The organism is Ruegeria sp. BC6 (assembly GCF_056539185.1).
On the sequence record NZ_JBQFUM010000002.1, the window covers coordinates 357,802 to 380,936 of the forward strand.

At 63.0% G+C, this 23,135-nt stretch carries 29 protein-coding genes and 1 other RNA gene; 10 read left to right on the plus strand and 20 right to left on the minus strand.

Translation table 11 applies throughout. The features are described from left to right. Positions 1 to 36 precede the first annotated feature (36 nt). The 10 genes from ACR0MM_RS09205 to ACR0MM_RS09250 all read right to left on the minus strand — a co-directional run bounded on the left by ACR0MM_RS09205 (position 37) and on the right by ACR0MM_RS09250 (position 9,157). Positions 37 to 1,140, minus strand: coding sequence for a glycerate kinase type-2 family protein (locus ACR0MM_RS09205; protein ID WP_480695752.1), 1,104 nt, complete (start codon positions 1,138 to 1,140; stop codon positions 37 to 39). Then, entirely contained in the window at positions 1,140 to 1,577 is a 438-nt protein-coding gene (dtd, locus tag ACR0MM_RS09210) for a D-aminoacyl-tRNA deacylase (RefSeq protein WP_170369549.1), read from the minus strand. Before dtd ends, ACR0MM_RS09205 begins: the two co-directional genes overlap by 1 nt. Positions 1,578 to 1,601: 24 nt before the next feature. Continuing rightward, positions 1,602 to 2,282: a nitroreductase gene (locus ACR0MM_RS09215; RefSeq protein WP_170369547.1), complete on the minus strand. Its 681-nt coding sequence runs from the start codon at positions 2,280 to 2,282 to the stop codon at positions 1,602 to 1,604. Positions 2,283 to 2,381: 99 nt separating this feature from the next. Beyond that, positions 2,382 to 3,497, minus strand: coding sequence for a TFIIB-type zinc ribbon-containing protein (locus ACR0MM_RS09220; RefSeq protein ID WP_480695754.1), 1,116 nt, complete (start codon positions 3,495 to 3,497; stop codon positions 2,382 to 2,384). 6 nt (positions 3,498 to 3,503) lie between these two features. Continuing rightward, the gene (locus ACR0MM_RS09225) at positions 3,504 to 3,821 is read right to left on the minus strand and encodes a CPCC family cysteine-rich protein (protein WP_170365572.1); all 318 of its coding nucleotides are present in this window, start codon (positions 3,819 to 3,821) and stop codon (positions 3,504 to 3,506) included. A gap of 9 nt (positions 3,822 to 3,830) precedes the next feature. Next, positions 3,831 to 4,979 (minus strand): SPFH domain-containing protein, encoded by a 1,149-nt coding sequence (locus ACR0MM_RS09230; protein ID WP_170365574.1) that lies wholly within the window; start codon positions 4,977 to 4,979, stop codon positions 3,831 to 3,833. 22 nt (positions 4,980 to 5,001) lie between these two features. Beyond that, entirely contained in the window at positions 5,002 to 5,955 is a 954-nt protein-coding gene (locus tag ACR0MM_RS09235; RefSeq protein WP_480695757.1) for a DUF2927 domain-containing protein, read from the minus strand. Between the two features lie 13 nt (positions 5,956 to 5,968). Next, positions 5,969 to 7,159: a toxic anion resistance protein gene (locus tag ACR0MM_RS09240; protein ID WP_170364697.1), complete on the minus strand. Its 1,191-nt coding sequence runs from the start codon at positions 7,157 to 7,159 to the stop codon at positions 5,969 to 5,971. A gap of 30 nt (positions 7,160 to 7,189) precedes the next feature. Beyond that, complete coding sequence (locus tag ACR0MM_RS09245; protein WP_480695759.1) at positions 7,190 to 8,104, minus strand: 5-bromo-4-chloroindolyl phosphate hydrolysis family protein; 915 nt, start codon at positions 8,102 to 8,104, stop codon at positions 7,190 to 7,192. 177 nt (positions 8,105 to 8,281) lie between these two features. Further along, a complete protein-coding gene (locus ACR0MM_RS09250; protein ID WP_480695761.1) occupies positions 8,282 to 9,157 on the minus strand; it encodes a pseudouridine synthase in 876 nt (291 codons plus the stop codon). Between ACR0MM_RS09250 and ACR0MM_RS09255 the strand changes: the two genes are divergently transcribed. Next, entirely contained in the window at positions 9,156 to 9,626 is a 471-nt protein-coding gene (locus ACR0MM_RS09255; RefSeq protein ID WP_480695763.1) for a nucleoside deaminase, read from the plus strand. The genes ACR0MM_RS09250 and ACR0MM_RS09255 overlap by 2 nt on opposite strands. 7 nt (positions 9,627 to 9,633) lie before the next feature. Here the strand turns inward: ACR0MM_RS09255 and ACR0MM_RS09260 are convergent, their stop codons facing one another. Beyond that, positions 9,634 to 10,812: a M24 family metallopeptidase gene (locus ACR0MM_RS09260; protein WP_480695765.1), complete on the minus strand. Its 1,179-nt coding sequence runs from the start codon at positions 10,810 to 10,812 to the stop codon at positions 9,634 to 9,636. Beyond that, a complete protein-coding gene (locus ACR0MM_RS09265; RefSeq protein ID WP_170440676.1) occupies positions 10,809 to 11,501 on the minus strand; it encodes a metal-dependent hydrolase in 693 nt (230 codons plus the stop codon). The genes ACR0MM_RS09260 and ACR0MM_RS09265 overlap by 4 nt, the downstream gene beginning before the upstream one ends. 57 nt (positions 11,502 to 11,558) lie before the next feature. On the opposite strand from ACR0MM_RS09265, the gene ACR0MM_RS09270 reads away from it, so the two are divergent. Beyond that, positions 11,559 to 12,245 carry a ceramidase domain-containing protein gene (locus ACR0MM_RS09270; protein ID WP_480695767.1) on the plus strand — a complete coding sequence of 229 codons (687 nt, stop codon included), beginning with the start codon at positions 11,559 to 11,561 and terminating at the stop codon, positions 12,243 to 12,245. Here ACR0MM_RS09270 and ACR0MM_RS09275 read toward each other — a convergent pair. The 3 genes from ACR0MM_RS09275 to ACR0MM_RS09285 all read right to left on the minus strand — a co-directional run bounded on the left by ACR0MM_RS09275 (position 12,205) and on the right by ACR0MM_RS09285 (position 13,896). Continuing rightward, on the minus strand, positions 12,205 to 12,963 hold the full coding sequence (locus tag ACR0MM_RS09275) for a class I SAM-dependent methyltransferase (protein WP_480695769.1): 759 nt from the start codon (positions 12,961 to 12,963) through the stop codon (positions 12,205 to 12,207). The genes ACR0MM_RS09270 and ACR0MM_RS09275 overlap by 41 nt on opposite strands. 6 nt (positions 12,964 to 12,969) lie before the next feature. Further along, positions 12,970 to 13,533 carry a DUF4202 domain-containing protein gene (locus tag ACR0MM_RS09280; RefSeq protein WP_480695771.1) on the minus strand — a complete coding sequence of 188 codons (564 nt, stop codon included), beginning with the start codon at positions 13,531 to 13,533 and terminating at the stop codon, positions 12,970 to 12,972. 201 nt (positions 13,534 to 13,734) lie between these two features. Beyond that, positions 13,735 to 13,896, minus strand: coding sequence for a hypothetical protein (locus ACR0MM_RS09285; protein WP_170340142.1), 162 nt, complete (start codon positions 13,894 to 13,896; stop codon positions 13,735 to 13,737). 227 nt (positions 13,897 to 14,123) lie between these two features. On the opposite strand from ACR0MM_RS09285, the gene gatC reads away from it, so the two are divergent. From gatC to rnpB, 5 genes are all read left to right on the plus strand, one after another. After that, positions 14,124 to 14,411 (plus strand): Asp-tRNA(Asn)/Glu-tRNA(Gln) amidotransferase subunit GatC, encoded by a 288-nt coding sequence (gatC, locus tag ACR0MM_RS09290; protein WP_005981734.1) that lies wholly within the window; start codon positions 14,124 to 14,126, stop codon positions 14,409 to 14,411. Positions 14,412 to 14,414: 3 nt separating this feature from the next. Further along, positions 14,415 to 15,902 carry an Asp-tRNA(Asn)/Glu-tRNA(Gln) amidotransferase subunit GatA gene (gene gatA / locus ACR0MM_RS09295; protein WP_480695773.1) on the plus strand — a complete coding sequence of 496 codons (1,488 nt, stop codon included), beginning with the start codon at positions 14,415 to 14,417 and terminating at the stop codon, positions 15,900 to 15,902. Between the two features lie 40 nt (positions 15,903 to 15,942). Then, complete coding sequence (locus ACR0MM_RS09300) at positions 15,943 to 16,641, plus strand: hypothetical protein (protein ID WP_480695775.1); 699 nt, start codon at positions 15,943 to 15,945, stop codon at positions 16,639 to 16,641. Further along, complete coding sequence (locus ACR0MM_RS09305; protein WP_480695777.1) at positions 16,580 to 17,347, plus strand: N-acetylmuramoyl-L-alanine amidase; 768 nt, start codon at positions 16,580 to 16,582, stop codon at positions 17,345 to 17,347. The genes ACR0MM_RS09300 and ACR0MM_RS09305 overlap by 62 nt, the downstream gene beginning before the upstream one ends. Positions 17,348 to 17,359: 12 nt before the next feature. Beyond that, positions 17,360 to 17,775: RNase P RNA component class A (rnpB, locus tag ACR0MM_RS09310), an RNA gene on the plus strand. Positions 17,776 to 17,782: 7 nt separating this feature from the next. On the opposite strand, the gene ACR0MM_RS09315 is transcribed toward rnpB, so the two are convergent. From ACR0MM_RS09315 to ACR0MM_RS09325, 3 genes are all read right to left on the minus strand, one after another. Further along, a complete protein-coding gene (locus tag ACR0MM_RS09315; RefSeq protein ID WP_170340147.1) occupies positions 17,783 to 18,115 on the minus strand; it encodes a GYD domain-containing protein in 333 nt (110 codons plus the stop codon). Between the two features lie 77 nt (positions 18,116 to 18,192). Continuing rightward, on the minus strand, positions 18,193 to 19,086 hold the full coding sequence (locus tag ACR0MM_RS09320) for a DUF2182 domain-containing protein (protein ID WP_480695779.1): 894 nt from the start codon (positions 19,084 to 19,086) through the stop codon (positions 18,193 to 18,195). Next, positions 19,034 to 19,669, minus strand: coding sequence for a DUF1326 domain-containing protein (locus tag ACR0MM_RS09325; RefSeq protein ID WP_480695781.1), 636 nt, complete (start codon positions 19,667 to 19,669; stop codon positions 19,034 to 19,036). The genes ACR0MM_RS09320 and ACR0MM_RS09325 overlap by 53 nt, the downstream gene beginning before the upstream one ends. Before the next feature lie 292 nt (positions 19,670 to 19,961). On the opposite strand from ACR0MM_RS09325, the gene rpmG reads away from it, so the two are divergent. Continuing rightward, positions 19,962 to 20,129 (plus strand): 50S ribosomal protein L33, encoded by a 168-nt coding sequence (gene rpmG, locus ACR0MM_RS09330; RefSeq protein ID WP_007799108.1) that lies wholly within the window; start codon positions 19,962 to 19,964, stop codon positions 20,127 to 20,129. A gap of 219 nt (positions 20,130 to 20,348) precedes the next feature. Further along, on the plus strand, positions 20,349 to 20,855 hold the full coding sequence (locus tag ACR0MM_RS09335) for a lipoprotein (protein ID WP_170340151.1): 507 nt from the start codon (positions 20,349 to 20,351) through the stop codon (positions 20,853 to 20,855). 139 nt (positions 20,856 to 20,994) lie between these two features. Here ACR0MM_RS09335 and ACR0MM_RS09340 read toward each other — a convergent pair whose 3' ends face one another. Both ACR0MM_RS09340 and ACR0MM_RS09345 read right to left on the minus strand, forming a co-directional pair. Then, on the minus strand, positions 20,995 to 21,732 hold the full coding sequence (locus ACR0MM_RS09340; RefSeq protein ID WP_170340154.1) for a Bax inhibitor-1/YccA family protein: 738 nt from the start codon (positions 21,730 to 21,732) through the stop codon (positions 20,995 to 20,997). A gap of 173 nt (positions 21,733 to 21,905) precedes the next feature. Continuing rightward, positions 21,906 to 22,121: a DUF1127 domain-containing protein gene (locus ACR0MM_RS09345; protein ID WP_170340757.1), complete on the minus strand. Its 216-nt coding sequence runs from the start codon at positions 22,119 to 22,121 to the stop codon at positions 21,906 to 21,908. Positions 22,122 to 22,245: 124 nt separating this feature from the next. Between ACR0MM_RS09345 and ACR0MM_RS09350 the strand changes: the two genes are divergently transcribed. Then, positions 22,246 to 23,130, plus strand: coding sequence for a LysR family transcriptional regulator (locus ACR0MM_RS09350; protein WP_480695783.1), 885 nt, complete (start codon positions 22,246 to 22,248; stop codon positions 23,128 to 23,130). The last annotated feature ends 5 nt before the right edge of the window (positions 23,131 to 23,135 follow it).

Below are 23,135 nucleotides of genomic sequence, written 5' to 3' on the forward strand. Positions count from 1 at the left end.
CGCATCGGCGGATGGTGTGCGAGGAAAAGCGTCAATTCATTCCTTCGTTGCGACAAGCAGATCCATGACATTGGTTCCCGTGGGGCCGGTCACCAGCAGAGCACCGACCCGGTCAAGGAACGTCCCCGCATCGGCCTCGCGCAAGGCTTGGTCCGCCCCATCGGCCCATGTCGCGCCGGTCACGACACCGCCGGCCGCATCAGTCGGCCCGTCGGTGCCGTCGGTTCCACCGACCACGACACACAGCCCCTCGCATCCTTGAATCTCGCGCGCCAACGCCAGTGCCAGCGCCTGGTTGCGCCCGCCTCGGCCCGGGTTTTCGGGCAGGACGACCGTCGGCTCTCCGCCAAAGATCATCGCGCCCGGCGGCATCTGACGCAGCCGCGCCCCGATATCTGCGGCGACGGACAGATAGTCGTCGTGCAGGGCCTCTTCCTCAGCCAGAATTTCCTTTCCGGCGGCATGTGCTGCGTTGGCTGCGGCGCGGCGCGCATGGGCGTTCGAGGCAATGATCTCGACACTCGATTCGAATTGAGGGGCTTCGGGCAGGGCGCCGATGCCCGATCCGATGACGCCGATATCGTCCCCCGGCACGTCCGAGATGGCCAGGACCGTCGCGCGTGCTCCGCCGAAACCGGCCAGCAGACCGCCGCCCTTGATCCGCGACATCTCGCGCCGGCGGGCGTTCATGGCGGTGATGTCCAGCCCCTCGGACAGCAGCTGCTCGTTCAGCCGCGCCAGATCTTCGAGGGTGGCCCCCGGCACAAGATCCTCGGCCAGCGAGGACGCACCGCCCGAGACCAGCAGCAACAGATGCGTGCCGGGCTCCATGGCCTGAACCGCGGCGCGCAGAGCCTGGCCGCCCTTCAGGCTGCGGGCATCGGGCACGGGGTGAGAGGCTTCGATGACCTGCAGATGCGACGGCAGACCTTCGGCATGGCCGTCTTTCGTGACCACAAGGCCCGGTGTTTTACCGAAATGGTCCTGCGCCGCGTTCATCATCGCCGCCGCGGCCTTGCCCACCGCCAGAATCTGATCGGGGCGGGGAACATCGGGCAGTGCCGCCTTGACCGCACCATAGCCGTCAACGGCGGCAACGCCCGCCTTCCAGATCGCGATCGCCTGATCCTGCATCGTCATCACATGTCCATCCAGATCGTGACCGGGCCGTCATTGACCAGGGACACCGCCATATTTGCACCGAAAGACCCGGTTTCGGTCGGAACCCCAAGCGCGGCCAGCGCGCGGGCAAAGTGTTCGTACAGGCGTTCACCGGTTGCCGGATCGGCCGCCGCCGCAAATCCGGGCCGGTTCCCGCGCGACGTGTCGGCGGCCAAGGTGAACTGGCTGACCACAAGGGCCGAGCCGCCGATATCCAACACCGACCGGTTCATCTTGCCCGCGTCATCCTTGAAGATCCGCAGCTTGGCAATCTTGGCCGCCAGTTGCTCGGCGTGCGAGTCGTCGTCGCCCTGCATGGCGCAGACCAGCACCAGTAGCCCCGGCCCGCACTGGCCGATGACTTCCCCCTCGACCGAGACCGATGCCTCGGACACCCTTTGTATCAATGCGCGCATGTCGATGTTTTTCTCAAAGTTCGCTTACTCGGTCCAAGCCCCACGCCAGGTGACGAACTCGTCCAGCGTGGCGCGCTCGGTCCGGAATTGGTTGGCCGGATGATCGACATTCGGATAGCCGAAGGAAATCGCGCACAGGATCAGCCGGTCATCGGGGATGTTGAAATAGCGGTGCAGGAACGGCCCATAGGCGGCCACCGCCGCCTGTGGGATCGTGGCGATGCCCAAGGCCTGTGCCGCCAGTGTGAAGGCCGTGACAAACCCGCCGCAATCCATCGCGCCATAGGGGCCGAGTTCCGCCGGGCTGGACAGGATGGCGCAATGCGGGGCGCCGAACAGGTTGAAGTTTTCCATCATCTGCCGGGCCGATCCAGCGCGGTCGCCCTTTTCCACGCCCACGGCCTCGTACAGGGCCCATCCGCAGGCGCGGCGCCGGTCCTGATAGACGCCGGAATAGCCGGTCGGAAAGGGCAGGTCGGGCTGCGCCTGGCCGGTCTCGGCTTCGGCCCGCAAGGCGCTGCGGAACGCATCCGTTTCCGCGCCGCTGGTCACGACCACCTGCCAGGGCTGCGCGTTGCACCAGCTTGGCACTTGGGCGGCGCTGGTCAGAATCTGTTCGATGTCACCCCGCGGCACCGGATCGGACCGGAAGGCGCGGCAGGACTGGCGCGCGGTCAGAAGCGTGTTCAGATCGGCCAGGGTCACGTCGTCCTCTCCTCCGGGGCAGCCGGCGGCAGGATGGGTGAGAAGCCCGGGATGTTCAAGGGGTTCCGAGGCAGAGTTTTCGGCGGCGGAACCCAGCGGTCATTGCTGTCCGGTCGCCACCAGATACCCGATGCCGGCTGCCGCCAGCAGGCCCAGGACCACCGCAATCGTGATCTTGATCGCCGACCAGGGCCGTTCGCCCTGCACCTGACCGGTGCGACCGTTGACGACAAAGCGATAAGTCTGGCCGCGATACTTGTAGGCGGCCATCCATACCGGCAGCAGGATGTGCTTGAAGGTCACGTTTCGGATGTCGGTTTCGATCGCGTGGATGCGCTGCCGGTCGCCGCCGATGTCGAAGCGGACGTCACGCTCGATCACGCGGGCCATGTGGCCGCGGGCCTCCTGATAGCCTTGCTGCAGATCGACCGTATAGGCCTCGGCCCGGAACCCGGCCAGGTACTCGGGCTGATAGGGCTCGAGCGCGGGCAGGTCCCACGGTTGCAGCGCGTCGGTGTATGACTTGGGCAGCGATTGCGAGGCCAGCACCAGAACGTCATCGAAGAACCGGGCCACCCGGCCGGATTTCGGTGTCCAGCGCACCTTGGGCACCTGCTGCTGCACGCGCTTGCCGTCACGCATCACCGTCCGGGTTTCGTAATAGACCACGCCCCGTTCGCCGCGATAGGCCGATTTCGTATCGGCGTCGAACGTCCAGTAGGGCACATAGATGCCCTGCATCCTGCGGCCTTTGCGGGCATAGTCCTTGAGCCCGTTCGGCGCGAACCACAGCCGCCCCAGCCAGTCGCTCATGGCCTTGTGCGCGGCGCGTTCGTCCAGCGCAAAGGGCAGAACGCCGCGCGGTTTGATGTGCCGGTTCACGCCGGTATCGGTCACCACCGGGGTGGCGCAGAACGGGCATTCCGCGGCGTGGGTGTTGGGGTCGAACTCGACCTGCGCAGCGCAGTTGGGGCAGGTCAGAACCCGCGTCTCTTCGATCTCGCTGTCGGGCAAGCGGTCGGCGATGGCGGCGTCGAAGTTCAGTTCGCGCAGGCTGGCGCCGCCCCAGGGGCCAGCCCCGATCGGTTCGGAATGGCCGCAATGGTCACAGGTCAGCGTGCCGGATTGCGGGTCGAACCGATAGTCCGCGCCGCAATTGTCACATGGAAAACGATGTTCCGCAGAACCGGGTGGCGGAGCAGGGGGCTGTGTCATGGGGGGTCACGTGTCGAGGGGAAAGTGAAGATAGGCTGCGCGCTGCTCCTCAGGCAGGACATGCGGCAGCATCGCCGCTTCGCAGGCCCCGATCGCCCTGAAATTCTCGCGCGCCTCGGCCAGCGTCAGGCCGTGATTGGCGGCAGAGGGCTCGCGGGGGTTCTTGTCGTACAGAATGTCCTCGTCCTCCCAAAAGCAGATCGCGCAGATCAGGTAGGCCCCGCGCTTGGCCAGGGTGACATAACCGCAGCACGGGCAGATGAATTGCGGCGGCTGCGGCGCTTTGCGCCCGCCTGTCTTCGAGTGTTTCCGCGATGCGGGCATGCCGATGCCTCACGCCCCGGGCGGCGGAGGCGGCAGGATCGTGAACAGCTGCGCGAGTTCCTGCACCTCGCCCGCTTTCTTCCAGCCGTCCTGACCGGGCGTCCACACGAAAGTGTCCCGCGTAATTTCTCCCTCGCTGGCCATGCGGCCCATCTTGGCCTTCGAGAACGGACCGCTCGTCTGGCCATCCACCGCGATATGCCAGACATGCTCGACTGGCGGCGGGGGCGGCGGGGCCGCATGCGCTGATGGTTGCGGGGCAGCGGGCGCGGGCGCGCCCCACGGGCCAAACGGCTGACCCGCTGCCATGTTCGACATCTGGTTCGCCATCGCCATGCCCATTCCCATACCAAGGCCAGCACCCATGCCACCGCCTCCGTTCGGGTTGCTGGCGGCCGCCGTCATCGCCTCGGCCGCGGAATACTGGGTGAATTTGCCCAGATCCCCCGCCAGCCCCATCGAAGTACGCTTGTCCAGCGCCGCCTCGACCGCCGGTGGCAGCGAAATGTTCTCGATGTAGAATTCCGGCATTTCCAGCCCGTAGCCATCCAGCACAGGCGAGACCTCGGCCGCGATCAGCTTGCCCAGATCGGCGGTGTTGGCGGCCATGTCCAGAACCGGAATGCCCGAGCCTGCGATGACCCGGCTGAATTCCTGCACGATGATGTTGCGGATCTGAAAGCTGATCTCGTCCATGGTGAATTCGCCATCGGTGCCGACGATCTCGACCAGGAAACGGGCCGGGTCCTTGACACGAATCGTGTAGGTGCCATAGGCGCGGATCCGGGTCGGGCCGAATTCCGGGTCGCGCAGCATGATCGGGTTCTTGGTGCCCCATTTCAGGTCGTTGAACCGGGTCGTGTTGACGAAATAGATCTCGGACTTGAACGGCGACTGGAACCCGTGATCCCAGTGCTGCAGCGTCGTCATGATCGGCATGTTGTTGGTCTCAAGCATATAAAGGCCGGGCGTGAACACGTCGGCCAGCTGGCCTTCGTGCACGAATACGGCCGCCTGGCCCTCGCGCACGGTCAGCTTGGCGCCATACTTGATCTCGTGGCCTTCGCGCTCGAACCGCCAGACCATCGTGTCGCGGGTGTCGTCCACCCAATGAATGACATCAATGAATTCTCCGGTCAGAAAATCGAAAATTCCCATCTGGGTTCTCCTGTCATCGGGGTCAGAGCGACTGCCCCATCAATTCACGGGCGATGATCCGCACCACCGGCTCGGCCTCTTGCGCGGTCATGCCGGGTTTCAGTCGCGGATCATACAACATCGTCAGCAGCTTTTCGTCATGGCTGGTCAGTAGGGCGAATTCGTCGTCATCATTGAAGATCGACGGCCGCGCCCGTGGGCTGTCATTGGGCAGGCCCAGCCCCTGGGCGATTTCCTCATGGATGCAGCTCAGCCGCATCAAGTCGGGGTGCTCGGCCCGCACCAACGCAACCGCACCAGTGTAGGTGTTCGGTGCCCCGTTCGACGCCGAGGCAAAGACGAAGCAATAGAACGAGCGCGGTAAATCCTGAAACAGGTTCAACTGAGCTTGCCCGATATTGGGAAACAACTGGCGCAGTCGCGTTTGCACGAATTCCGTATCGTCATCGCCGGCGACGAAGACATGGAAGTTCGCGTTTCTGGTTACGGTCGAGATCGGGTGGCCAGTCAAGGACGACATGCGTTCGGAATAGGCCCGGATCTGTTCCTTGTCGGCCGAACGTTGGTTTGGTGATACTGACGGACCGAACTCTGCCTGTATTCGGACCGGGCCAGACCAGCGGCTTAGCCTTCCGCTGGTGCGTTGGCTGCTGCCGGATACGGCGGCGCCGGGATACTCGCTGTAGAACGCGATGGCTTCGAAATTCCGCGCCAAATCATCCGCATCAAACGGGGTGTCCGGCCCGCCACCGTCTGTACGCATCAGACCACGGGTCAACAGGTCGCGCTCGACGCGCTGATAATATCGCGCCAGATCCCGGCTTGCGGCCGAAGGTTCGACATAAGCATTGGCCAACTGCGGCTGGGACGGGCGCGCCTGCGGGGCAATCGAGGACTCGAGCGCGTCATCGCAATTGGCCAAGATCAGCAATGCAGCTGCCCCCAACCCGTGCCCTAGAAATCTCCGAAGCCGCACCTGCGATCTCTCCTCAGCCCGGAACGGCGGTTCCGGCCGTGTCGCCCAGCCCGTCTTTCCGGGCCTTGGCCGAAGCCAAGGTGTCCCGCAGTTCGGCTTCCATCTTCTTCAGCTCTTCTTCTGCGGCGGCGCGGCGGGCCTTGCCCTCGTCGGCGATGGCGAGGCTTTCATTGATCGTGCCGATCAGATCCTCGTTGGCCTTCTTGACCGCTTCGATGTCGAACACGCCACGCTCCATTTCCTCGCGGATCATCTTGTTCGACTGGCGCAGGTTCGCGGCGTTCGAGGTCAGCAGCTCGTTCGTCAGATCGTTGGCGTCGCGCACGGCGGCGGCGGCCTCGGCGCTGCGCTGGATGGTGACCGCCTGCGCCAGCTGGGTTTCCCACAGCGGCACGGTGTTCACCAGCGTCGAGTTGATCTTGGTCACCAGCGACTTGTCGTTTTCCTGAACCAGCCGGATCGAGGGCAGCGATTGCATCGTCACCTGTCGCGTCAGCTTCAGGTCATGCACACGCCGTTCCAGATCGTCGCGGGCGGCCCGCAGGTCGCGCAGTTCCTGCGCCTTCATCACCTGCTGATCTTCCGGGGCGGCCTGCACCTCGGCCTCTTTCTCGGGGATGTCATGGCTGTCCAGTTCGGTCAGCTTCTCTTCGCCGGCCGCAATATACAGCGCCAGTTCATCGTAGAAATCCAGCGTCTTTTCATACAGCAGGTCCAGCGACTTGATGTCCTTCAGCAGCGTGTGTTCATGCGACAGAAGGTTGTCGGTGATCCGGTCGATCTGATCCTGCACCTCTTCGTAGCGCGCGGTGAACTTGGCGAAAGGCGCGGCGCGGCCCAGCAGTTTCTCCCACCAGCTGCGCTCGCGGCGCACGTCCAGTTCAGACACGGAAAAGCCGCGGATCGTGGTGACGATGTCGCGCAGGCTGTCACCGGCGGGGCCGACGTCCTTATTGCGCACGTCAGCCAGCATGGCCTGGCTGATTTCCTGCAGCTCGGCCTGCGCAGCCGATCCAAAAGCAACGATCGAGTTGGTGTCGCCCATGTCGATTTCAGACATGCGCTTGCGGATTTCGGCACCCACCGGTTCGTCGGCTTCTTCCAACGGCACGATCTCGGAACTCGGCTCGGGCAATGAAACGGCTGCAACTTCCTGAACCAGCGTTTCGGCCTCGGCCGCCTTTTTCTTGATTTCGTCAGACATGAGAAGCTTCCCTGTTCTTGGTTTGGCCGGTCAGTCGAGCCGGACGCCTTCGCGCTGCAGTCGTTCACGCAGCACGTCGATTTCGACCGTCAGATCACTGCGGTCATCCAATAGCATCTTTCGGGTGCGGGCCGAGAAATTCTGCTCGAGGTCGTCCAGCAGCGCCGAGTAATCGGACAGAGCCTGCGGGTCGCGGGTGCGCGCATAGACATCGGCAAACTTGATCGTCGCATCGCGGGCGCCCTGCAGATAGACGGTCAGGTATTTGCGGGCACCAGCCAGATCGCGCGGGTCCTCCTCGACCGTGCGGAACAGATCGCGAGCGGTAGTCTGAAACCGCTCGACCCGAGCTTCGATCCTGCGGTCGCCGGCCCGTTTGATGGCATCCGTCATCTGGTTCAGATGCGCTTCGGCATCTTCGACCACGCGGGCGACCCGGTCCTGTTGATAGGTGTCCACACCCTCCATGCCCTTGTTTTTCATCGGGTCGAGCCCGAAGGCGACGGAATGCAGGGCCGTTGCCACACCGCCGAACAAGACCGGCGCCAGCAGGCTGACCTGGCTGGCGGCCTCGGCATCCAGATAGTCGTTGCGATAAGCGGCCAGACCCACCCCCAGCCCGGTCAGCACCGACGAAAAGATCTTGCGGGGAAAGGCTGGGCGGCGCGCGGTGCGGCGTGCGTTGTAGGCATCCTCGGCTTTCAGCCCTTCGCGCAGCAGAAAGGCTGCAGCGGTCAGAATGCCGGCCGCGACCAATCCCAGAGTCATCCCGATCGCGCCGTCGTTGAGCGACAGAAAGACCAGCGGGATCGCCGGAACGAACATCACATTGGCGCGGGCGCCGACCGGGTTCACTCGGGCACCATCGTATTGCCCGCGCGGGGCGGGCGCGTCGGTGTCGGATTGGCCGTCGGGGCTGAACTTTCCGCCGTATCGCTTGGCCATGGCGTCAGAGCCCCCCAAGCCAACCGGTGCAGACGCCGAACAACAGCACCAGCAGGGCCGCGTAGGCCATTTTTTGCACTCCGGTCCCGGACATGACGTCCTCCAACTGCGGTTGTCCCCTTGAAAACCTAGGGGATCAAGGGGCTTGGCGCTAGGGGGAAGGTTCGATAACCCGCGTCAATTGCGTGATTTCTTGCCGACCGGCCGGCGGGATCTTTGAGGGCGGCTTGGGCGTTTCGCAGCCGCTGGTTGGGTTTCAGGTTCCAGGCCCAGCTGGTCGCGTAGAACGCGGCGGCGGATTTCCTCGACCTCGCCGGGTTTGAGGTTGCCCAGCTGGAACGGTCCGTAGGACACGCGCAACAGCCGGTTCACGGTAAAGCCGATGTCTTCGATCGCGCGGCGGATTTCCCGGTTCTTGCCCTCGCGCAGTCCGATCGTCAGCCATGCATTCGCGCCTTGCTGGCGGTCCAGCGTCACGGTCATTGGCTGGAACTTTTCGCCCTCGATCACAAGACCCTGGCGCAGGGGGGCGAAATCCTCGTCCTTGGGGCGGCCGTTGATCCGCACCCGGTACTTGCGCAGCCAGCCGGTCGAGGGCAGTTCAAGCTTGCGCTTGATGGCCCCGTCATTGGTCAGCAGCAGCAGGCCCTCGGAATTCAGGTCCAGCCGGCCGACGCTCATGACGCGGGGCATATCCTCGGGCAGGTTGTCGAAGATCGTGGGGCGGCCCTTTTCGTCGCGGTTCGTGGTCACAAGGCCGGTTGGCTTGTGGTACAGCCACAGACGCGCGGGTTCGGGCTCGGCCACGGGCTTGCCGTCGACGGTGATCCTGTCGCTGGGCGTGACGTTCAGCGCCGGGCTGTCGATGGTCTTGCCGTTCACGGTTACGCGGCCCGCTTCGATCATGCGTTCGGCCTCGCGGCGCGAGGCGATGCCGGCGCGGGCCAGCACTTTGGCGATCCGGTCGCCGGGAGGAGGGGTGTTGCTCATGCCCTGCGCATAGCGCATCGGCGCGGCTTGCGAAAGGTGGGTTTCTGGGGCAGTCAGGGGCATGGTCTTCAGAACGCATATGGACAAGGCGCTGGAACAGGCGCGCGCGGCGGGTGATCGGGGCGAGGTTCCGGTGGGCGCGGTGATCGTGGCGCCCGACGGGCGGATCATCGCGGCTGACGGCAACCGTACGCGCGAGCTGCATGACCCGACCGCACATGCCGAGATCCTGGCCCTGCGCGCCGCCTGCCGGGCTGTCGGGTCCGAGCGGCTGACGGGGCATGATCTGTATGTCACGCTGGAGCCTTGCGCCATGTGCGCCGCGGCGCTGGCGGCGGCGCGGATCCGGCGGATCTACTATGGGGCCGCCGATCCGAAATCGGGCGGCGTGGCGCATGGGGCGCGGGTGTTCTCGCACCCTCAAGCCCATCACAGGCCGGAGGTCTATGACGGCATCGCGGCCGAGGACTGTGCCCGGTTGCTGCGCGATTTCTTTGCCGCGCAGCGCGGTGGCGGTAGGCCCAAGGGCTGAGGCGCGCTCAGGCCGGTTTCACGACCAGTTCGCGGGGGATGTCGGCCAAGGGTTGCCCGCCCGTCGGCGTGACGACGAAGGTTTCGGTGATGGCCAGCCCCCAGTCGGGGGTCCACAGACCCGGCATCAGGTGAAAGGTCATGTTGTCCTGCAGAACGGTGCTGTCGCCCGGGCGCAGGCTCATGGTGCGCTCGCCCCAATCGGGCGGATAGCTCAGGCCCACCGGATAGCCCGTGCGATTGCCTTTGACATAGCCGGCCCGGGCAAAGCTGTCATAGACGCAGGCGGCGACCTCTTCGCAGGTGGCGCCGGGGCGGGCGGCGGCCAGCGTGTCCTCGATCGCGGTGAGAATCGCGGTTTCCGCGCGCCGGATATCGGCAGGCGGGTCACCCAGAAACAGGCTGCGGCTGGCCGGGCAGTGATAGCGGCGGTGGCAGCCGGAGATTTCGAAATAGGTCGCCTCGCCCGGTGTCAGCGGACGGTCGTTCCAGGTGATGTGCGAGGCCGAGGCCTCGGCCCCCGAAGGCGCGATGGGCGCGATCGCGGGGTAGTCGCCCGCAAGCTCCGGAAGCCCGGCGATGCCCGCCGCCTGAACCTCGGCCACAAGCACGTTTTTAGGAACCCCGGCGCGGAACCCGTCGCACAGCACCGCGTGCATATGCGCAGTCAACTGCCCGGCCTTGCGCATTAAGGCGATCTCGGCCTCGCTTTTGACCGCACGCTGCCAGTTCACCAACCCGGTCGCGTCGACCAGCGCATCGCGGCCGAACGCGGTCTCAAGGATCCGGTGGCTGGCGGCCGAGTAGTAATAATTGTCCATCTCGACACCCAGATGGGTCGTCCAGCCGTGGTCGCGCAGCAGCGATGCCAGCGAATCGACCGGGTGATGGTCGGGGTGCTGCACATGTTCTTCGGGCCAGTCGAACAGGTTGTCCGGGTCCAGCCAGGTGGTCTGCGCCGCGCCGGGCTTGTCCTGCGTCCGGCCCCACCACAAGGGCGTGCCGTCGCGCGGGACGATCACCATCTGCGGGACGTAGAAGCTCCAGCCGTCATAGCCCGTCAGCCAGGCCATGTTCGACGGGTCCGCAACCAGCAGGGTTTCGACACCCCGCTGGGCCATTGCGGACCGGGTCTTGGCCAGCCGCGCCGCGTATTCTTCCGCCGAGAAGGCCAGCGCGGGTGTCAAAGCTCGATCTCCTGCAGGACCTCGGGCTCGATGACGGTCACGCCCGGCAGCCCATCCGCCAGGTCCTTGGCGGATTGTTCCAGGATCGGGAAAGTCCGATAGTGGCAGGGGATCACCGTCTTGAAGTCGAAATACCGCCGGGAGGCATAGGCGGCGGCTTTCATGTCCATCGTGAAATAGCCGCCCGCCGACAGGATGCCGATATCGGGTTTGTAATAGTCGCCGATCCACTCCATGTCGGCCATGATCGTGGTGTCGCCCGAGACATAGACCGTGTGACCATCGGCCGACAGGATGAACCCCACCTCGGACCCACCGGCGCGCGGGCCATCGGGTGTAGCGAAGGTCGAGCTGTGCGAGGCCGGCACCATGTCGACCTTGACCCCGTTCAGATCGACCCGGCCGCCCTTGTTGAAGCCGATGGTCTCGATCCCTTCGGCCTCGGCCCAATGGGCCATGACGTCGTATTGGCCCACCACAGGAATGTTCAGGCGTTTGGCCAGCGGCAGAACGTCGGCGACGTGGTCGAAATGCGCGTGAGTCAGCAGGATATGCGTGGCGCCCTGGACGGCGGCCTCGTGCTGATCCTCAGGCAGCATCGGGTTGCCGCTGAGCCAGGGGTCGATCAGCAGGACCTGTCCCGCTGCGTGAATTCGGAAACTGCCATGCCCCAACCAGATGATTTTCATGAAAGACCCTCCTGAAACCGGTTCAGGGTCAGCCTAGCATCGGCTATGTAAAAATCCATGGACTGGATGCGAGAAATCGACGGCTATTGCGAGCGCCTGTCGCCGGCCTATTGGGCCGAACCCGTAAACGCCGTGACCAACGCGGCCTTTCTGCTGGCGGCATGGGTGATGTGGCGGCGGGTGCGGGGGCAGGGTCTGCCCTTGGCCAACCTGCTGGTCGCCATTCTGGCGGTGATCGGTATTGGCAGCTTTCTGTTTCATACCCATGCGCAGGTCTGGGCCGCGCTGGCGGATACGACGCCGATTTTGCTGTTCATCCTGGTCTATATCTTCGCGGTGAACCGGGACATCTGGCGGCTATCCACGCCGAAGGCGGCGGGGCTGACGGCCTTGTTCATCCCCTATGCGGCGCTGACCATTCCGGTGTTTCAACTGCTTCCCGGGCTGGGCGGGTCGGCCGCGTATGCTCCGGTGCCGTTGCTGATCCTGATCTACGCCTATCTTTTGCGCGCGTGCAGGCCGCAAGTGGCCCGGGGTCTGGCGCTCGGGGCTGTGATCCTGATTGCGTCGATCACTTTTCGCGCGCTCGATGCCCCGCTTTGCGCCCGCATCCCGATGGGAACGCATTTCATGTGGCACATCATGAACGCCACCATGCTGGGCTGGATGATCGAGGTTTATCGCCGGGCCATGACGGATGCGGTCAGTCCGGCAGACGCCGCGCCAGATAAAACCCATAGCTGACAAAGTCGGAATAGGTTTCATACAATGCGATCTCGGCCTGTTCGGCGTCGACAATGGCTTTGGCCTGCTCGGAATGGCCATGCCGGTCGAGAAAGGCGGGGAAGCTGCGTTGAAGGGGGAGGTAGTAGTTCTCCATCCAGCAGTCGGTGCCCAGCGGGAAATAGCCGACTGGTTCATAGCCAGCGGTCTCGATCTGGCGGATCTTCTGTGCGGCGGTTGCAACTTCGGGATAGGCGGCATCCCAGTGCCGTGTCAGCGGTTCGGGGCGTCGATCGGTCAGCCAGGTCAGCTCGGACACAGCCAGGACCCCGCCTGGTTTCAGGAACCGACGCCAGGCTTTCAAACCGTTCTCGAACCCCATGTTGTAGATCGCGCCTTCCGACCAGATCACGTCAAGGCTGGCATCGTCGAAGGGCAGGTCCTCCATCGACGCCTCAAGCGTCTGAACCCGGGCCGCCAGACCCAAGTCCTGTGCACGCCTGTTTAACTCGGCCAGAAACTCCGGCAGGAAATCCACTGCCGTCACCGATGCGCCGAGATGGCGCGCAAGGCAGAAGGCCGCGGCTCCGGTTCCGCAGCCAATGTCGGCGACCTTCAGTGCGGGATCGGCTTGCACGCCCGAAAGCTTCAACGCCAGTTGCGTTGCCGCGTCGCTGCCGGGGCCTTGCCGGTCGTTGGGCAGGTGCAGGTCGATCAACAGCTGCATGTCATCAGTCATGACCCGTCAATCCTTGAAGGCGCTGGCCAGGTCTTCGGGTAGGTCGAACTCGTCCAGCAGGCGTCGGCGCGCCTCGGCCGACATCTTGCGGGCGGTCTTTTCGACGATGCGCTGGATCTTTTCGTCCGAGTGTTTCGTGGCGAAGGGCGCAAAATACCATTTCAGAAAGACAAAGCAGATCACGTCCTCCAGCGCCTGAACGTCGTCGTCGCGCTTGATGCCCTGTTTGCGCAAAATGCGACGGGCGGCGTCGATCTCGGCCTGATCGTACCCGGCCTCGGACATCAGCTCGGCCACGACCTGCGCGTGATGCTCGGCCTGGGCTTTGCGCCAGGCCAGATAGCCCGCGCGCCCTTCAGGATAGGCCGAGCGGGCCAGCTTCCAGCGCTCGACATGCTGGCCGCGGGCGGCGATCTGCAACGGCTCGGAGGCGTCGGGGAACAGCCGGTCCAACTCGGCGCTCATCCGTTCGCCATAAAGCAGCGCGGCGGGGCGACCGTCTTCCTGGGTGGGATCGGCCGAATTGGCCGTATCAATTGCATCCAGAACCTTCTGCTTGCGCTCTGTCATGGCATCTCCTGCTTTGGCAACGGCACCTCGGGACATTCGGTCATGCTGACCTGAAACTCTTGAGTGAATGAACGATAGAGCACCGTGCTTCAACAAAAAAGCGCCGACCCATTCAGGGCCGGCGGCGCCACGAGGGCAGGTGCAGGATCGGGGCGGAAAAAGGGGGGAGAACCGGCCCGATCCAACAGGGAAGCGGTAGGGTTAGTTGCGGAGCGAAGATTTCTCCTGGCTCACCTGGTCCGAGGGGTGCTGATCGGGGAAGGTCAGCGTCGGTGTCAGGTCGCCCATGGGAACCCCCAGCGCGAGGGCCGGCGCGGCAGCGGTTGTCAGAACAACGGACACAGCAATCAACATGCGTTTCATGATTATTCTCCGGACTGAACTGTTTCGTTCAGTACATAAAGTAACTTTTTGCGTCGGCTTCAATCGTCAAAGTGAACTAATCCGTTTACTTTTTTGCATAGCGGGTATTCAAAATTGTTTGGCTTGGCGGCAACCGCGTGGGCTTTGGACAAATCGCTGTGGCTCAGTGGTCTTGCGACTGCTGCATCAGACGGGTAAATGCCCCTGTAACGCATATGAGGTTTCCCATGTCGATTGACCAAAGCACCGCCGCCAAGGTGGCCAAACTGGCCCGGATCAAGGTCGAGGATGACGCGTTGCCCGCGCTGGCCTCGGAATTCAATACGATCCTGGGGTTCATCGAACAGCTGAACGAAGTTGACGTCGAAGGGGTCGAGCCGATGGTCTCGGTGACGCCGATGCGGCTGAAGCGGCGCGAGGACGTGGTGACCGACGGGAACATGCAGGACAAGATCCTGTCCAACGCCCCCGACGCGCGCGAGGGCTTTTTCGCGGTTCCCAAGGTGGTGGAGTAAGACATGTCCGATCTGAACAAACTGAGCCTTGCCGAGGCCCGCGACGCCCTGCGCAACAGAGATGTGACCTCGGTCGAGCTGACCGAGGCCTGCCTGAAGGCGATTGACGCAGCCGATGTCTTGAACGCTTTCGTGCACAAGACTCCGGAAATCGCGCTGGAGCGTGCGAAGGCCGCAGACGAGCGGATCAAGGCGGGCGACGCGCCTGCCATGTGTGGCCTTCCGATCGGCATCAAGGATCTTTTCTGCACCAAGGGCGTGCCCTCGCAGGCTGCGTCCAAAATTCTGGACGGGTTCAAGCCCGAATACGAATCCACGGTCTCGCAGCAACTGGCCGATGCGGGCGCGGTGATGCTGGGCAAGCTGAACATGGACGAGTTCGCCATGGGTTCGTCGAACGAAACCTCGGTCTATGGCAATGCGGTGAACCCTTGGCGGCGCGGCAACGATGACGCGCAGCTGACCCCGGGCGGTTCCTCGGGTGGTTCGGCGTCTGCCGTCGCGGCCGATCTGTGCCTTGCGGCGACCGGCACCGATACCGGTGGCTCGATCCGTCAGCCCGCCGCCTTTACCGGAATCACCGGCATCAAGCCGACCTATGGCCGTTGCTCGCGCTGGGGCATCGTGGCCTTTGCGTCCTCGCTGGATCAGGCCGGGCCGATGACCAAGAACGTGCGCGACGCGGCCATCATGCTTGAGGCGATGTGTGGGCACGACCCGAAGGACTCGACCAGCGCCGAGCTGGCTGTTCCGAATTTTGAGGCCACGCTGACCGGAGACATCAAGGGCAAGAAAATCGGCATTCCAAAGGAATACCGGATGGATGGTATGCCCGCCGAGATCGAAAAGCTCTGGGCCGACGGCGCCGAGATGCTGCGCGACGCAGGGGCCGAGATCGTCGACATCTCGCTGCCGCACACCAAATACGCGCTTCCGGCCTACTATGTAATCGCGCCGGCCGAGGCGTCGTCGAACTTGGCGCGCTATGACGGCGTGCGCTATGGCCGCCGTGCGCAGCTGGCGCAGGGCGACGGCATCACCGAGATGTATGAAAAAACCCGCGCCGAGGGCTTTGGCCACGAGGTGCAGCGCCGTGTCATGGTCGGCACTTACGTGCTGTCAGCCGGCTTCTATGACGCCTATTACAACCGCGCCCGCAAGGTGCGGACCCTGATCAAGAAAGACTTCGAGCATGTCTTTGCCGCAGGTGTCGATGCGATCCTGACACCGGCGACACCTTCGGCGGCGTTCGGTCTGGGCGAAATGACCGAGGCCGACCCGGTGCAGATGTATCTGAACGACGTGTTCACCGTGACCGTCAACCTCGCGGGTCTTCCGGGCATCTCGGTTCCCGCCGGTCTTGACGGGCAGGGCTTGCCGCTGGGGCTGCAGTTGATCGGTCGTCCGTGGGAAGAAGGTGACCTTCTGAATACCGCCTACGCGCTTGAGAATGCCGCCGGGTTTGTGGCCAAGCCGGGCAAATGGTGGTAACCCTCAGGCAGCGGTAACAACGCGAGGACGAAGCGGTTCCATGCGCAAAATGCTTCTCATTCCGGCCTTCGGGTTTGTCGCGGCTTGCGATACCGTGGCACCAGTCACGGACTCCGGCTTCAATACGCCGCAGTATCAGGCCGAACGCGAGGCGCAGTTGGCCGGGCAGGGCGCAGCAGGCAACCCGCTGCTGCCGCCCCCGGCCATTTCGCAGGAGCAGTTGAATGCCGAAGCCGGTCCCGCCCCCTTCACGACGGGCGACAGCGCCACGGACATTGCCAACCAGACTGCGGCTGCCTTGGAGAGCACATCGGCTCAGCCGACTGCACCGGTGGCTGAAAGCTCAAACGGCATTTCTAATGAGCAGGATTTCGCAGCGGTTTCAAGCAGCCGCAGCATCCAGGATGATGCCGCGCTGATTCAGCAGAACCGTCAGACATACGAGGTTGTCGCGCCGACAGCAGTTCCTCAGCGCGGCTCGGACGGACAGCCCAATATCGTCCAATATGCTCTGACCACGACCAACCCAGTTGGCACACAGCTCTACAGCCGATCCGGGTTCAATTTGCAGGCCAAGGCACAACGCAATTGCGCGGGCTACGCATCGCCCGACCAGGCCCAGATCGATTTCCTGGCCAATGGTGGCCCCCAGCGCGACCGCAAGGGTCTGGACCCGGATGGCGACGGATTTGCCTGCGGCTGGGACCCCAGCCCGTTCCGCAGTGCTGTCGGCAACTGAACTCTCGCCGATCTGGCACCCATCCCCCAATTTCGGCCCCCGCCGAGATGGGTTGAAGCCATCTGTGGTGGTGCTTCACTACACCGCGATGAATAGCGCCCAAGCCGCGCTCGAGCGTTTGTGCGACCCGGACTCCGAGGTGTCGGCCCACTATCTGATCGGCTGCGACGGAACCATCTGGCAGATGGTCCGTGAGGAAGATCGCGCCTGGCACGCCGGTGCAGGTGCATGGCGGGGGTTCAGCGACATCAATTCCCGCTCCATCGGGATCGAACTCGACAATCGCGGCGGTCATCCTTTCTCCGAACCGCAGATGGCGGTGCTGGAAAACCTGCTTTCACATCTGCAAGAACGGTTGGGGATCAAGCCCTGGAACGTTATCGCCCATTCGGACATGGCCCCCGAGCGAAAGTTTGATCCCGGTCCCAAGTTTGATTGGGATCGCCTCGCGCAACAAAAACTGGCGGCCGGGCCATCCGTTCTGAAGGGTATATGCCTTGATGAAATGCCGCCAGACGACGAATACTTTGCATTGGTTGCCATGAGGGCCGGGTATCCCAAAGCCCCTACCGCTGATCTGCTGAAAGCGTTCCGAAGCCGGTTTGCCCCATGGCGGCGCGGACCCCTGTCCAAGAAGGACACGGGCGACATCGAACGACTGGCTGGTTTGATGGAACACCTTGACGGTATTCGGGTGGACGTTTAACCCGGCAACCGCGCGGAGGGCCGGATGGCCGCTGGGGCTCAGGCCCGAGAGGAAAGTCCGGACTCCACAAGGCAACGGTGCCGGGTAACGCCCGGGCGGGGAGACCCGACGGAAAGCGCCACAGAAAACAGACCGCCATGACGGATCGGAGGTTCGCCTCTGGCAACTCGTGGCAAGGGTGAAACGGTGGAGTAAGAGCCCACCGCGCCACTGGCAACAGCGGCGGCACGGCAAGCCCCACCGGGAGCAATGCCGAATAGGGTCCCCGCGCGGGCCGGTCGGCGTCAGCCGATACCGCCGCTAGGCTCGCCTTGGCCGAGAGGGACCGGGTTGGCAGCTCGAGCCGCGCAGCAATGCCCGGCCTAGAGGAATGGTCATCGAAGGGGGCAACCCCGGAACAGGATCCGGCTTACAGGCCCTCCGCGCGTATTTTCTTCATCCTCCTGGCGGCGTGTAGGCCGCGACCAGTTTCGCGGCTTTCTCGGTGATGGCAACAAATTCGTCGGCCGACCAGGCCCGAACTGTCTCGACCCGCGAAACTGCCCCCGAAGCCGCAACGGCCATACCGACGGCCACGGCATCCGTTCCGTCCGGAGCTTCGCTGATGACCACCACGTCATTGCTTCCGGTTGTTACGTAGAACGCCAGCAGTTTGCCGCCAACCTTCTCCAGCAGCGCCGCCACCGGTCCGGTGCGGTTTTCCGGTTTTTTCAGCATCCCTTTGACACCGGCGTTGGAATAAGAGGCATAGGTGATGAAGACAGGCATGACGATCTCCTCGTGAACGAAATGTGCAGAGCGCTCCAATTGGCCGGCTCCTTGGCCCGGAAGACAGGCTTGCCGCATCAAACCAATGCGGTGATCAACACCCAGGCTCCCAATCCGATCAAAACGACACCGACGATCGGCGTCAGCCATCCCGCCCGGGGCAACAGCTTTTCCAGCGCGACGTAGACGGCGATTGCGACGATCCACCAAAGGTTCATGATGCCGCCGACGAACAGCAATGCCATCAAGGCCCAACAGCAGCCCAAGCAGTAGGCTCCGTGCAGGGCGCCGCATCGAAACGCACCCCAACGCCCGGGCCGGTTGTTGCGGGTCAGAAAGGCAGCCGGGCTCTGACAGTGGCGGAGGCACGCGGACTTCAACCCGCTGAACTGATAAATCCCGGCAGCACAGAGAACGATGCCCGCCAGGATTCCGGACCGGATGGTCATCATCGGACCATCCATCGCTCCGATCTGTTGCAGGCCCCATTGCAGTCCGGTTGCCCCAAGGCTGAACACGGCCCAGGCAAAAAGATACCCCGACAGAAAGGCCAATCCGAAGCTGGCGCTGCGCTGCCTGTCGGGCCCAACCCGTTTCAACGCCACAAACAAAAGGGCTGTCGGAGCCGCGCTGGGTGTCATCATTGCGACCATCATCACCCACCACATGGCAAAGACTAATGCGGCGTACCAAAGCGTCCAGACGGCACCGGCCCCCATCGACATGGGCTGGCCAATTGGTCCAGCCATTCGGGTCATCTCGACGGCCGACATCTGCATCCCGACACCGGCGACCGTGTACCAGACCGCACCCGAAACGATCAGAAGGACACTTCCAGCGACGATCAGACGTTCTTTTCGCAGTACTCGCTCGAGGCTGATCGTTCGGGCAGGGCGGGCCTGTTGCGACGCGTCTGCACTATGGCCCGACAACGCCATGACCCGAGATATTGAGATGCGCCAGATGGGCATGTGAGGACTCGAAAGTCAGGTTTATGGCTGAGCCGTTTGTCCTGGCCGTTCCCGAGGCGACCTCGGCGTGGCGGTATTCGAATCCATGCGGCAACTGGATCGACGCGCGGTGCGGTTGGCCCGAGACGATATGTGCGATCGGCTTGACGTCCACATCGAACACGTTCTTGACCTTCGCGTAGCCGGTCCGGTCTTCGCGGCTCCAGTTTACATCGATTCCAGCAAACAGCGTCTCATGCTTGGTCGGCGCCATGGCGCTGTAGACATACCACATGGTGGCCATTTCATCGGTGTCCTCGCCGGACATGATGGCCTGCAGGGCGGCCCGCTGATCGGCATCCGCCCGTTCGTCGATGATCAGTTGCATCTGCCCGCTGCCCTCGTGAATCGGGCCTGGCCAGTGGTAGACACCCGCGGCGCGCAGGCCGGAAAGATCCGTGTCACCGTAATGGCCGCTTGCAATGTCAAAGACGACCACGGCCTCGCAATTCCCGTGACTGGGCAGGCTGCTGAACTGGCAGGGGCAACCGAAATCACAGTTGCAATTGGCCAGCGTCTCGCCCTGAAGTTTCCATTCTGTCATGATTTCCCCCAAGCAGACATACAAGAAAACTCTGCTGACAGAGGGTCTTGCCCGGTTTCGCTGCCTCACGCCGCACGACTTTGGAAAGCGGCGTTCTGGGATGGTGTGACGCGATCATATCACGAAACCGTGATCTGTCCAAATCGCGCCCTGATCCACAGCGCGTTGGATCCTGTGATTTGTGTTGAAACACCGCCGATTCCGGTTGACTCGGGCGCGCGACCGGGTAAAAGCGCACGCTCATAGGAATTCAACCGAAAGGCCCCTGCCTTTCCGGACGCAGGAGATAACCATGGCGAAGCCGACGACAATCAAGATCCGTCTGAACTCGACCGCGGGCACGGGCCACTTCTACGTGACCAAAAAGAACGCTCGCACCATGACCGAGAAAATGACCGTTCGTAAATACGACCCGGTCGTTCGGAAGCATGTCGAGTACAAAGAAGGCAAGATCAAGTAATCTGCCTTTTTTCGACGCGAAAGCTTAAGGGGTTCTGCTTCGGCAGGACCCTTTTTCGTTGTTTTGACCGTGTCGTGTAGCCCTGACGCCGCCCGATCCGGCCGTTTCGGGCCGTTGCAGAGGCGCATCAGGCCGACAGGTATTCTGATTGGTGTTGGCTTGCTTTTTTGCCCCGCCTGCCAGTACGGTTCAGCAAACCGCCACAAAATGTTGAGCGCCATGAAAAAAATCTTGTTGCCCGCAATCGCCATTCTGACACTTTCGGCCTGTGAGGACCCGTTCAACCGCCAAGGCGTCGGGTTCACCGGCATTGATGGCGAACCAAGAACCGTTTCGGACGTCAAAGGCGCCGTTGCCTTTGTTCCGCCTGCGACGAACGTCCCGGCTGAGTTGGCTGAATTGCCGACCATTCAGGCCAGCACTGACAAGACAGAATTCGACAAGGTCGCGGGCGTTGCCATCGACAATGGCGGACGGTCCGACACCACGGCCGTACAGTTGACCGGCAGCAGCAGCACCATGTTCCTGAGCACGGTGAGCGTGAACGGAACCCTGTTCGGCGTGTTGCGCACCGAAAACAACAGCACCAAGGTGGACAACTCGGTTGGGGCCGCGTTCGGCAGCCAGACCGAGCGCTTTACCGGCTGTCTGCCTGCGGGCGACGTATACCGCAAAGGCGGCTCGTCGCGCAGCTCGGGTTTCGCGGTTCCGCTGAACTGCAGCTGATCGGATCCGTTGCGATTACAATGATGTAAGGCCCTTGCCATTTGGCTGGGGCCTTATTCTTTGGGCTGGCTTTGCTGACGCCGGAACAAAAAAGGGCGGGCCTTTCGGGCCCGCCCTTTGATTTGGTGTTCCGGCAGTCTTACTCGCGATTGCCGAGCAGCTGCAGCAGGAACATGAACATGTTGATGAAGTCCAGGTACAGGTTCAGCGCACCCATGATGGCGGCTTTGCCCAGCCACTCCTGATCGCCCGCATGGGCCATCTGGATGTAGGTGGTCTTGATCTTCTGGGTGTCATAGGCGGTGAGGCCCGCAAAGATCAGAACGCCCAGGATCGACACGGCGAACATGATGGCCGGCGATTGCAGGAACAGGTTGATGACCATGGCCACGATCAGACCGATCACACCCATCATCAGGAAGGTGCCCATACCGGACAGGTCCTTCTTGGTGACGTACCCGTACAGCGACAGACCGGCGAAGGCGATCGAGGTTACCAGAAAGACCTGGGCGATCGAAATGCCGGTGAAGGCCACGAAGATCCAGCTGAGCGACAGGCCCATCACCGCCGCGAAGGCGTAGAAGAACAGTTGGGCGCCAGCTGCGCTGAGGCGGTTGATGGCCGCGCCGAAGGCAAACACCATGATCAGCGGGGCGAACATGACGATCCAGCCCAGAATGTTCGGGCTGAGGGTCACCGGATCGCGGAATACTGACAACAGCTGCGGGCTGGTGCCGACGGCCCATGCAACCGCAAAGGTGATCAGCATGCCCACGGACATCGTGCCGTAGACCTTGTTCATGTGGGCGCGCAGGCCCTCGTCAATCTCGGCAGCGCGCGCGCCAGTCGCCGTCCGGATCGTATCGAATTGTGCCATAGAGGTCTCCCTTGGATTCAGCTTTCAGCCCCCGGTTGCGGGGCGATTTCCCTGCAAATATCGGAGAGTGTAGCGCATGTTTCAAGGGTTTTGGGGCCAAAACTCAGCAATATGGTCAACAATTTCAGCGCCGCTTTGGAAGGTGGCGCTGAAATCCGTTCCAGGTTGCGCATTCAGGGCCGCTTGCGCCAGGTTTCGGGCGCGTCCCAGAACGGGCGGGATGCTTCTGTCAGGGCCTCTGATCGGGTGATCCCGATGTCTTGCAGGGCGCGGTCATCCAGCCGAGCCAGCTCCCGCCGTTGATGAGCGGCCGCAAGCATACGCTGAAACCAATTGCCCGTTCTGATCGATGCCGAGGCACAGGGTCGGTGTGCTGCAATTTGGGTCATGACTTATGTCCTTTCATCGGTCGGTGATGTAAAGCCGTTTTTGCATCAACTTCCTTGAACTATATGGCGGGTTGTGGCATATTTTAAAAATGAATGTTTTTGAATTGATCCATAAGGATTGTTGATGGTGCGGAACCTGGACATCACCACCCTGCGCTCATTCGTGGCGGTCGCGGACCACGGGGGCGTGACGCGCGCCGCCGGTTTCCTGCATCTGACACAGTCGGCTGTGTCCATGCAGCTGAAGCGTCTGGAAGAGCTGTTGGGCCTGGAATTGCTGGACCGGTCTGGGCGGACCATCGCGTTGACGGCCTCTGGCGAACAGCTGTTGGCTTATGCCCGGCGAATGGTGGCGTTGAATGACGAGGTCATCTCGAAACTGACCGATCAGGCCTTTGAAGGCGAGGTGGTGCTCGGGGTGCCGCACGATATCGTCTACCCGGCTATTCCACGGGTTCTGCAGCGGTTCAATGCCGACTTCCCGCGCGTGCGGGTGCAGTTGGTTTCATCCTATTCAATCCAGTTGAAAGAGATGTTTCGGCGTGGCGAATGCGACGTGATCCTGACGACTGAGGCTGCGAACTCGGATGGCGGGGAAACCATTGCAGAGCTGCCCCTGCGCTGGATCGGCGCTTCAGGAGGCTCGGCTTGGCGGCGCCGGCCGCTTCCTCTGGCGCTGGGTCGGCGCTGCCTCTTCCGGCCTCAGGTCATTGCCGCCTTGGATGCGGCAGGCATTCCATGGGAGCTGTCGGTCGAAACCGAGAACGACCGCACGATCGAGGCAACCGTCAGCGCGGACCTCGCCGTCCACGCCATGCTTGAGGGGACCGAGGCGGCACATCTGGAGAAGATCGATTCAGGTGGGGTTCTGCCCGAATTGCCGGCGCATATGATCAACCTTTACGGAGGCGATCAGGGGCGCGGCGAAGTGGTTGAGGCCCTCGCCGCGCTGGTGCGGCAGAACTTCCACATGCTTGGCGGAACACCGCTGCGGGCCGTGGTGGGCTGATCCGG

Bases quoted from the DNA above. Each gene is read 5' to 3' on its own strand.
- ACR0MM_RS09245 (WP_480695759.1), bottom strand. From the start codon at position 8,104: ATGGCCAAGCGATACGGCGGAAAGTTCAGCCCCGACGGCCAATCCGAC.
- ACR0MM_RS09280 (WP_480695771.1), bottom strand. From the start codon at position 13,533: ATGACAGAGCGCAAGCAGAAGGTTCTGGATGCAATTGATACGGCCAAT.
- ACR0MM_RS09255 (WP_480695763.1), top strand. From the start codon at position 9,156: ATGGTCTTCAGAACGCATATGGACAAGGCGCTGGAACAGGCGCGCGCG.
- gatC (WP_005981734.1), top strand. From the start codon at position 14,124: ATGTCGATTGACCAAAGCACCGCCGCCAAGGTGGCCAAACTGGCCCGG.
- ACR0MM_RS09220 (WP_480695754.1), bottom strand. From the start codon at position 3,497: ATGACACAGCCCCCTGCTCCGCCACCCGGTTCTGCGGAACATCGTTTT.
- ACR0MM_RS09320 (WP_480695779.1), bottom strand. From the start codon at position 19,086: ATGCCCATCTGGCGCATCTCAATATCTCGGGTCATGGCGTTGTCGGGC.
- ACR0MM_RS09205 (WP_480695752.1), bottom strand. From the start codon at position 1,140: ATGACGATGCAGGATCAGGCGATCGCGATCTGGAAGGCGGGCGTTGCC.
- dtd (WP_170369549.1), bottom strand. From the start codon at position 1,577: ATGCGCGCATTGATACAAAGGGTGTCCGAGGCATCGGTCTCGGTCGAG.
- gatA (WP_480695773.1), top strand. From the start codon at position 14,415: ATGTCCGATCTGAACAAACTGAGCCTTGCCGAGGCCCGCGACGCCCTG.
- ACR0MM_RS09345 (WP_170340757.1), bottom strand. From the start codon at position 22,121: ATGACCCAAATTGCAGCACACCGACCCTGTGCCTCGGCATCGATCAGA.
- ACR0MM_RS09350 (WP_480695783.1), top strand. From the start codon at position 22,246: ATGGTGCGGAACCTGGACATCACCACCCTGCGCTCATTCGTGGCGGTC.
- ACR0MM_RS09270 (WP_480695767.1), top strand. From the start codon at position 11,559: ATGGACTGGATGCGAGAAATCGACGGCTATTGCGAGCGCCTGTCGCCG.
- ACR0MM_RS09250 (WP_480695761.1), bottom strand. From the start codon at position 9,157: ATGCCCCTGACTGCCCCAGAAACCCACCTTTCGCAAGCCGCGCCGATG.
- rpmG (WP_007799108.1), top strand. From the start codon at position 19,962: ATGGCGAAGCCGACGACAATCAAGATCCGTCTGAACTCGACCGCGGGC.
- ACR0MM_RS09305 (WP_480695777.1), top strand. From the start codon at position 16,580: ATGGCGACGGATTTGCCTGCGGCTGGGACCCCAGCCCGTTCCGCAGTG.
- ACR0MM_RS09240 (WP_170364697.1), bottom strand. From the start codon at position 7,159: ATGTCTGACGAAATCAAGAAAAAGGCGGCCGAGGCCGAAACGCTGGTT.
- ACR0MM_RS09300 (WP_480695775.1), top strand. From the start codon at position 15,943: ATGCGCAAAATGCTTCTCATTCCGGCCTTCGGGTTTGTCGCGGCTTGC.
- ACR0MM_RS09275 (WP_480695769.1), bottom strand. From the start codon at position 12,963: ATGACTGATGACATGCAGCTGTTGATCGACCTGCACCTGCCCAACGAC.
- ACR0MM_RS09265 (WP_170440676.1), bottom strand. From the start codon at position 11,501: ATGAAAATCATCTGGTTGGGGCATGGCAGTTTCCGAATTCACGCAGCG.
- ACR0MM_RS09285 (WP_170340142.1), bottom strand. From the start codon at position 13,896: ATGAAACGCATGTTGATTGCTGTGTCCGTTGTTCTGACAACCGCTGCC.
- ACR0MM_RS09230 (WP_170365574.1), bottom strand. From the start codon at position 4,979: ATGGGAATTTTCGATTTTCTGACCGGAGAATTCATTGATGTCATTCAT.
- ACR0MM_RS09225 (WP_170365572.1), bottom strand. From the start codon at position 3,821: ATGCCCGCATCGCGGAAACACTCGAAGACAGGCGGGCGCAAAGCGCCG.
- ACR0MM_RS09335 (WP_170340151.1), top strand. From the start codon at position 20,349: ATGAAAAAAATCTTGTTGCCCGCAATCGCCATTCTGACACTTTCGGCC.
- ACR0MM_RS09340 (WP_170340154.1), bottom strand. From the start codon at position 21,732: ATGGCACAATTCGATACGATCCGGACGGCGACTGGCGCGCGCGCTGCC.
- ACR0MM_RS09325 (WP_480695781.1), bottom strand. From the start codon at position 19,669: ATGACAGAATGGAAACTTCAGGGCGAGACGCTGGCCAATTGCAACTGT.
- ACR0MM_RS09315 (WP_170340147.1), bottom strand. From the start codon at position 18,115: ATGCCTGTCTTCATCACCTATGCCTCTTATTCCAACGCCGGTGTCAAA.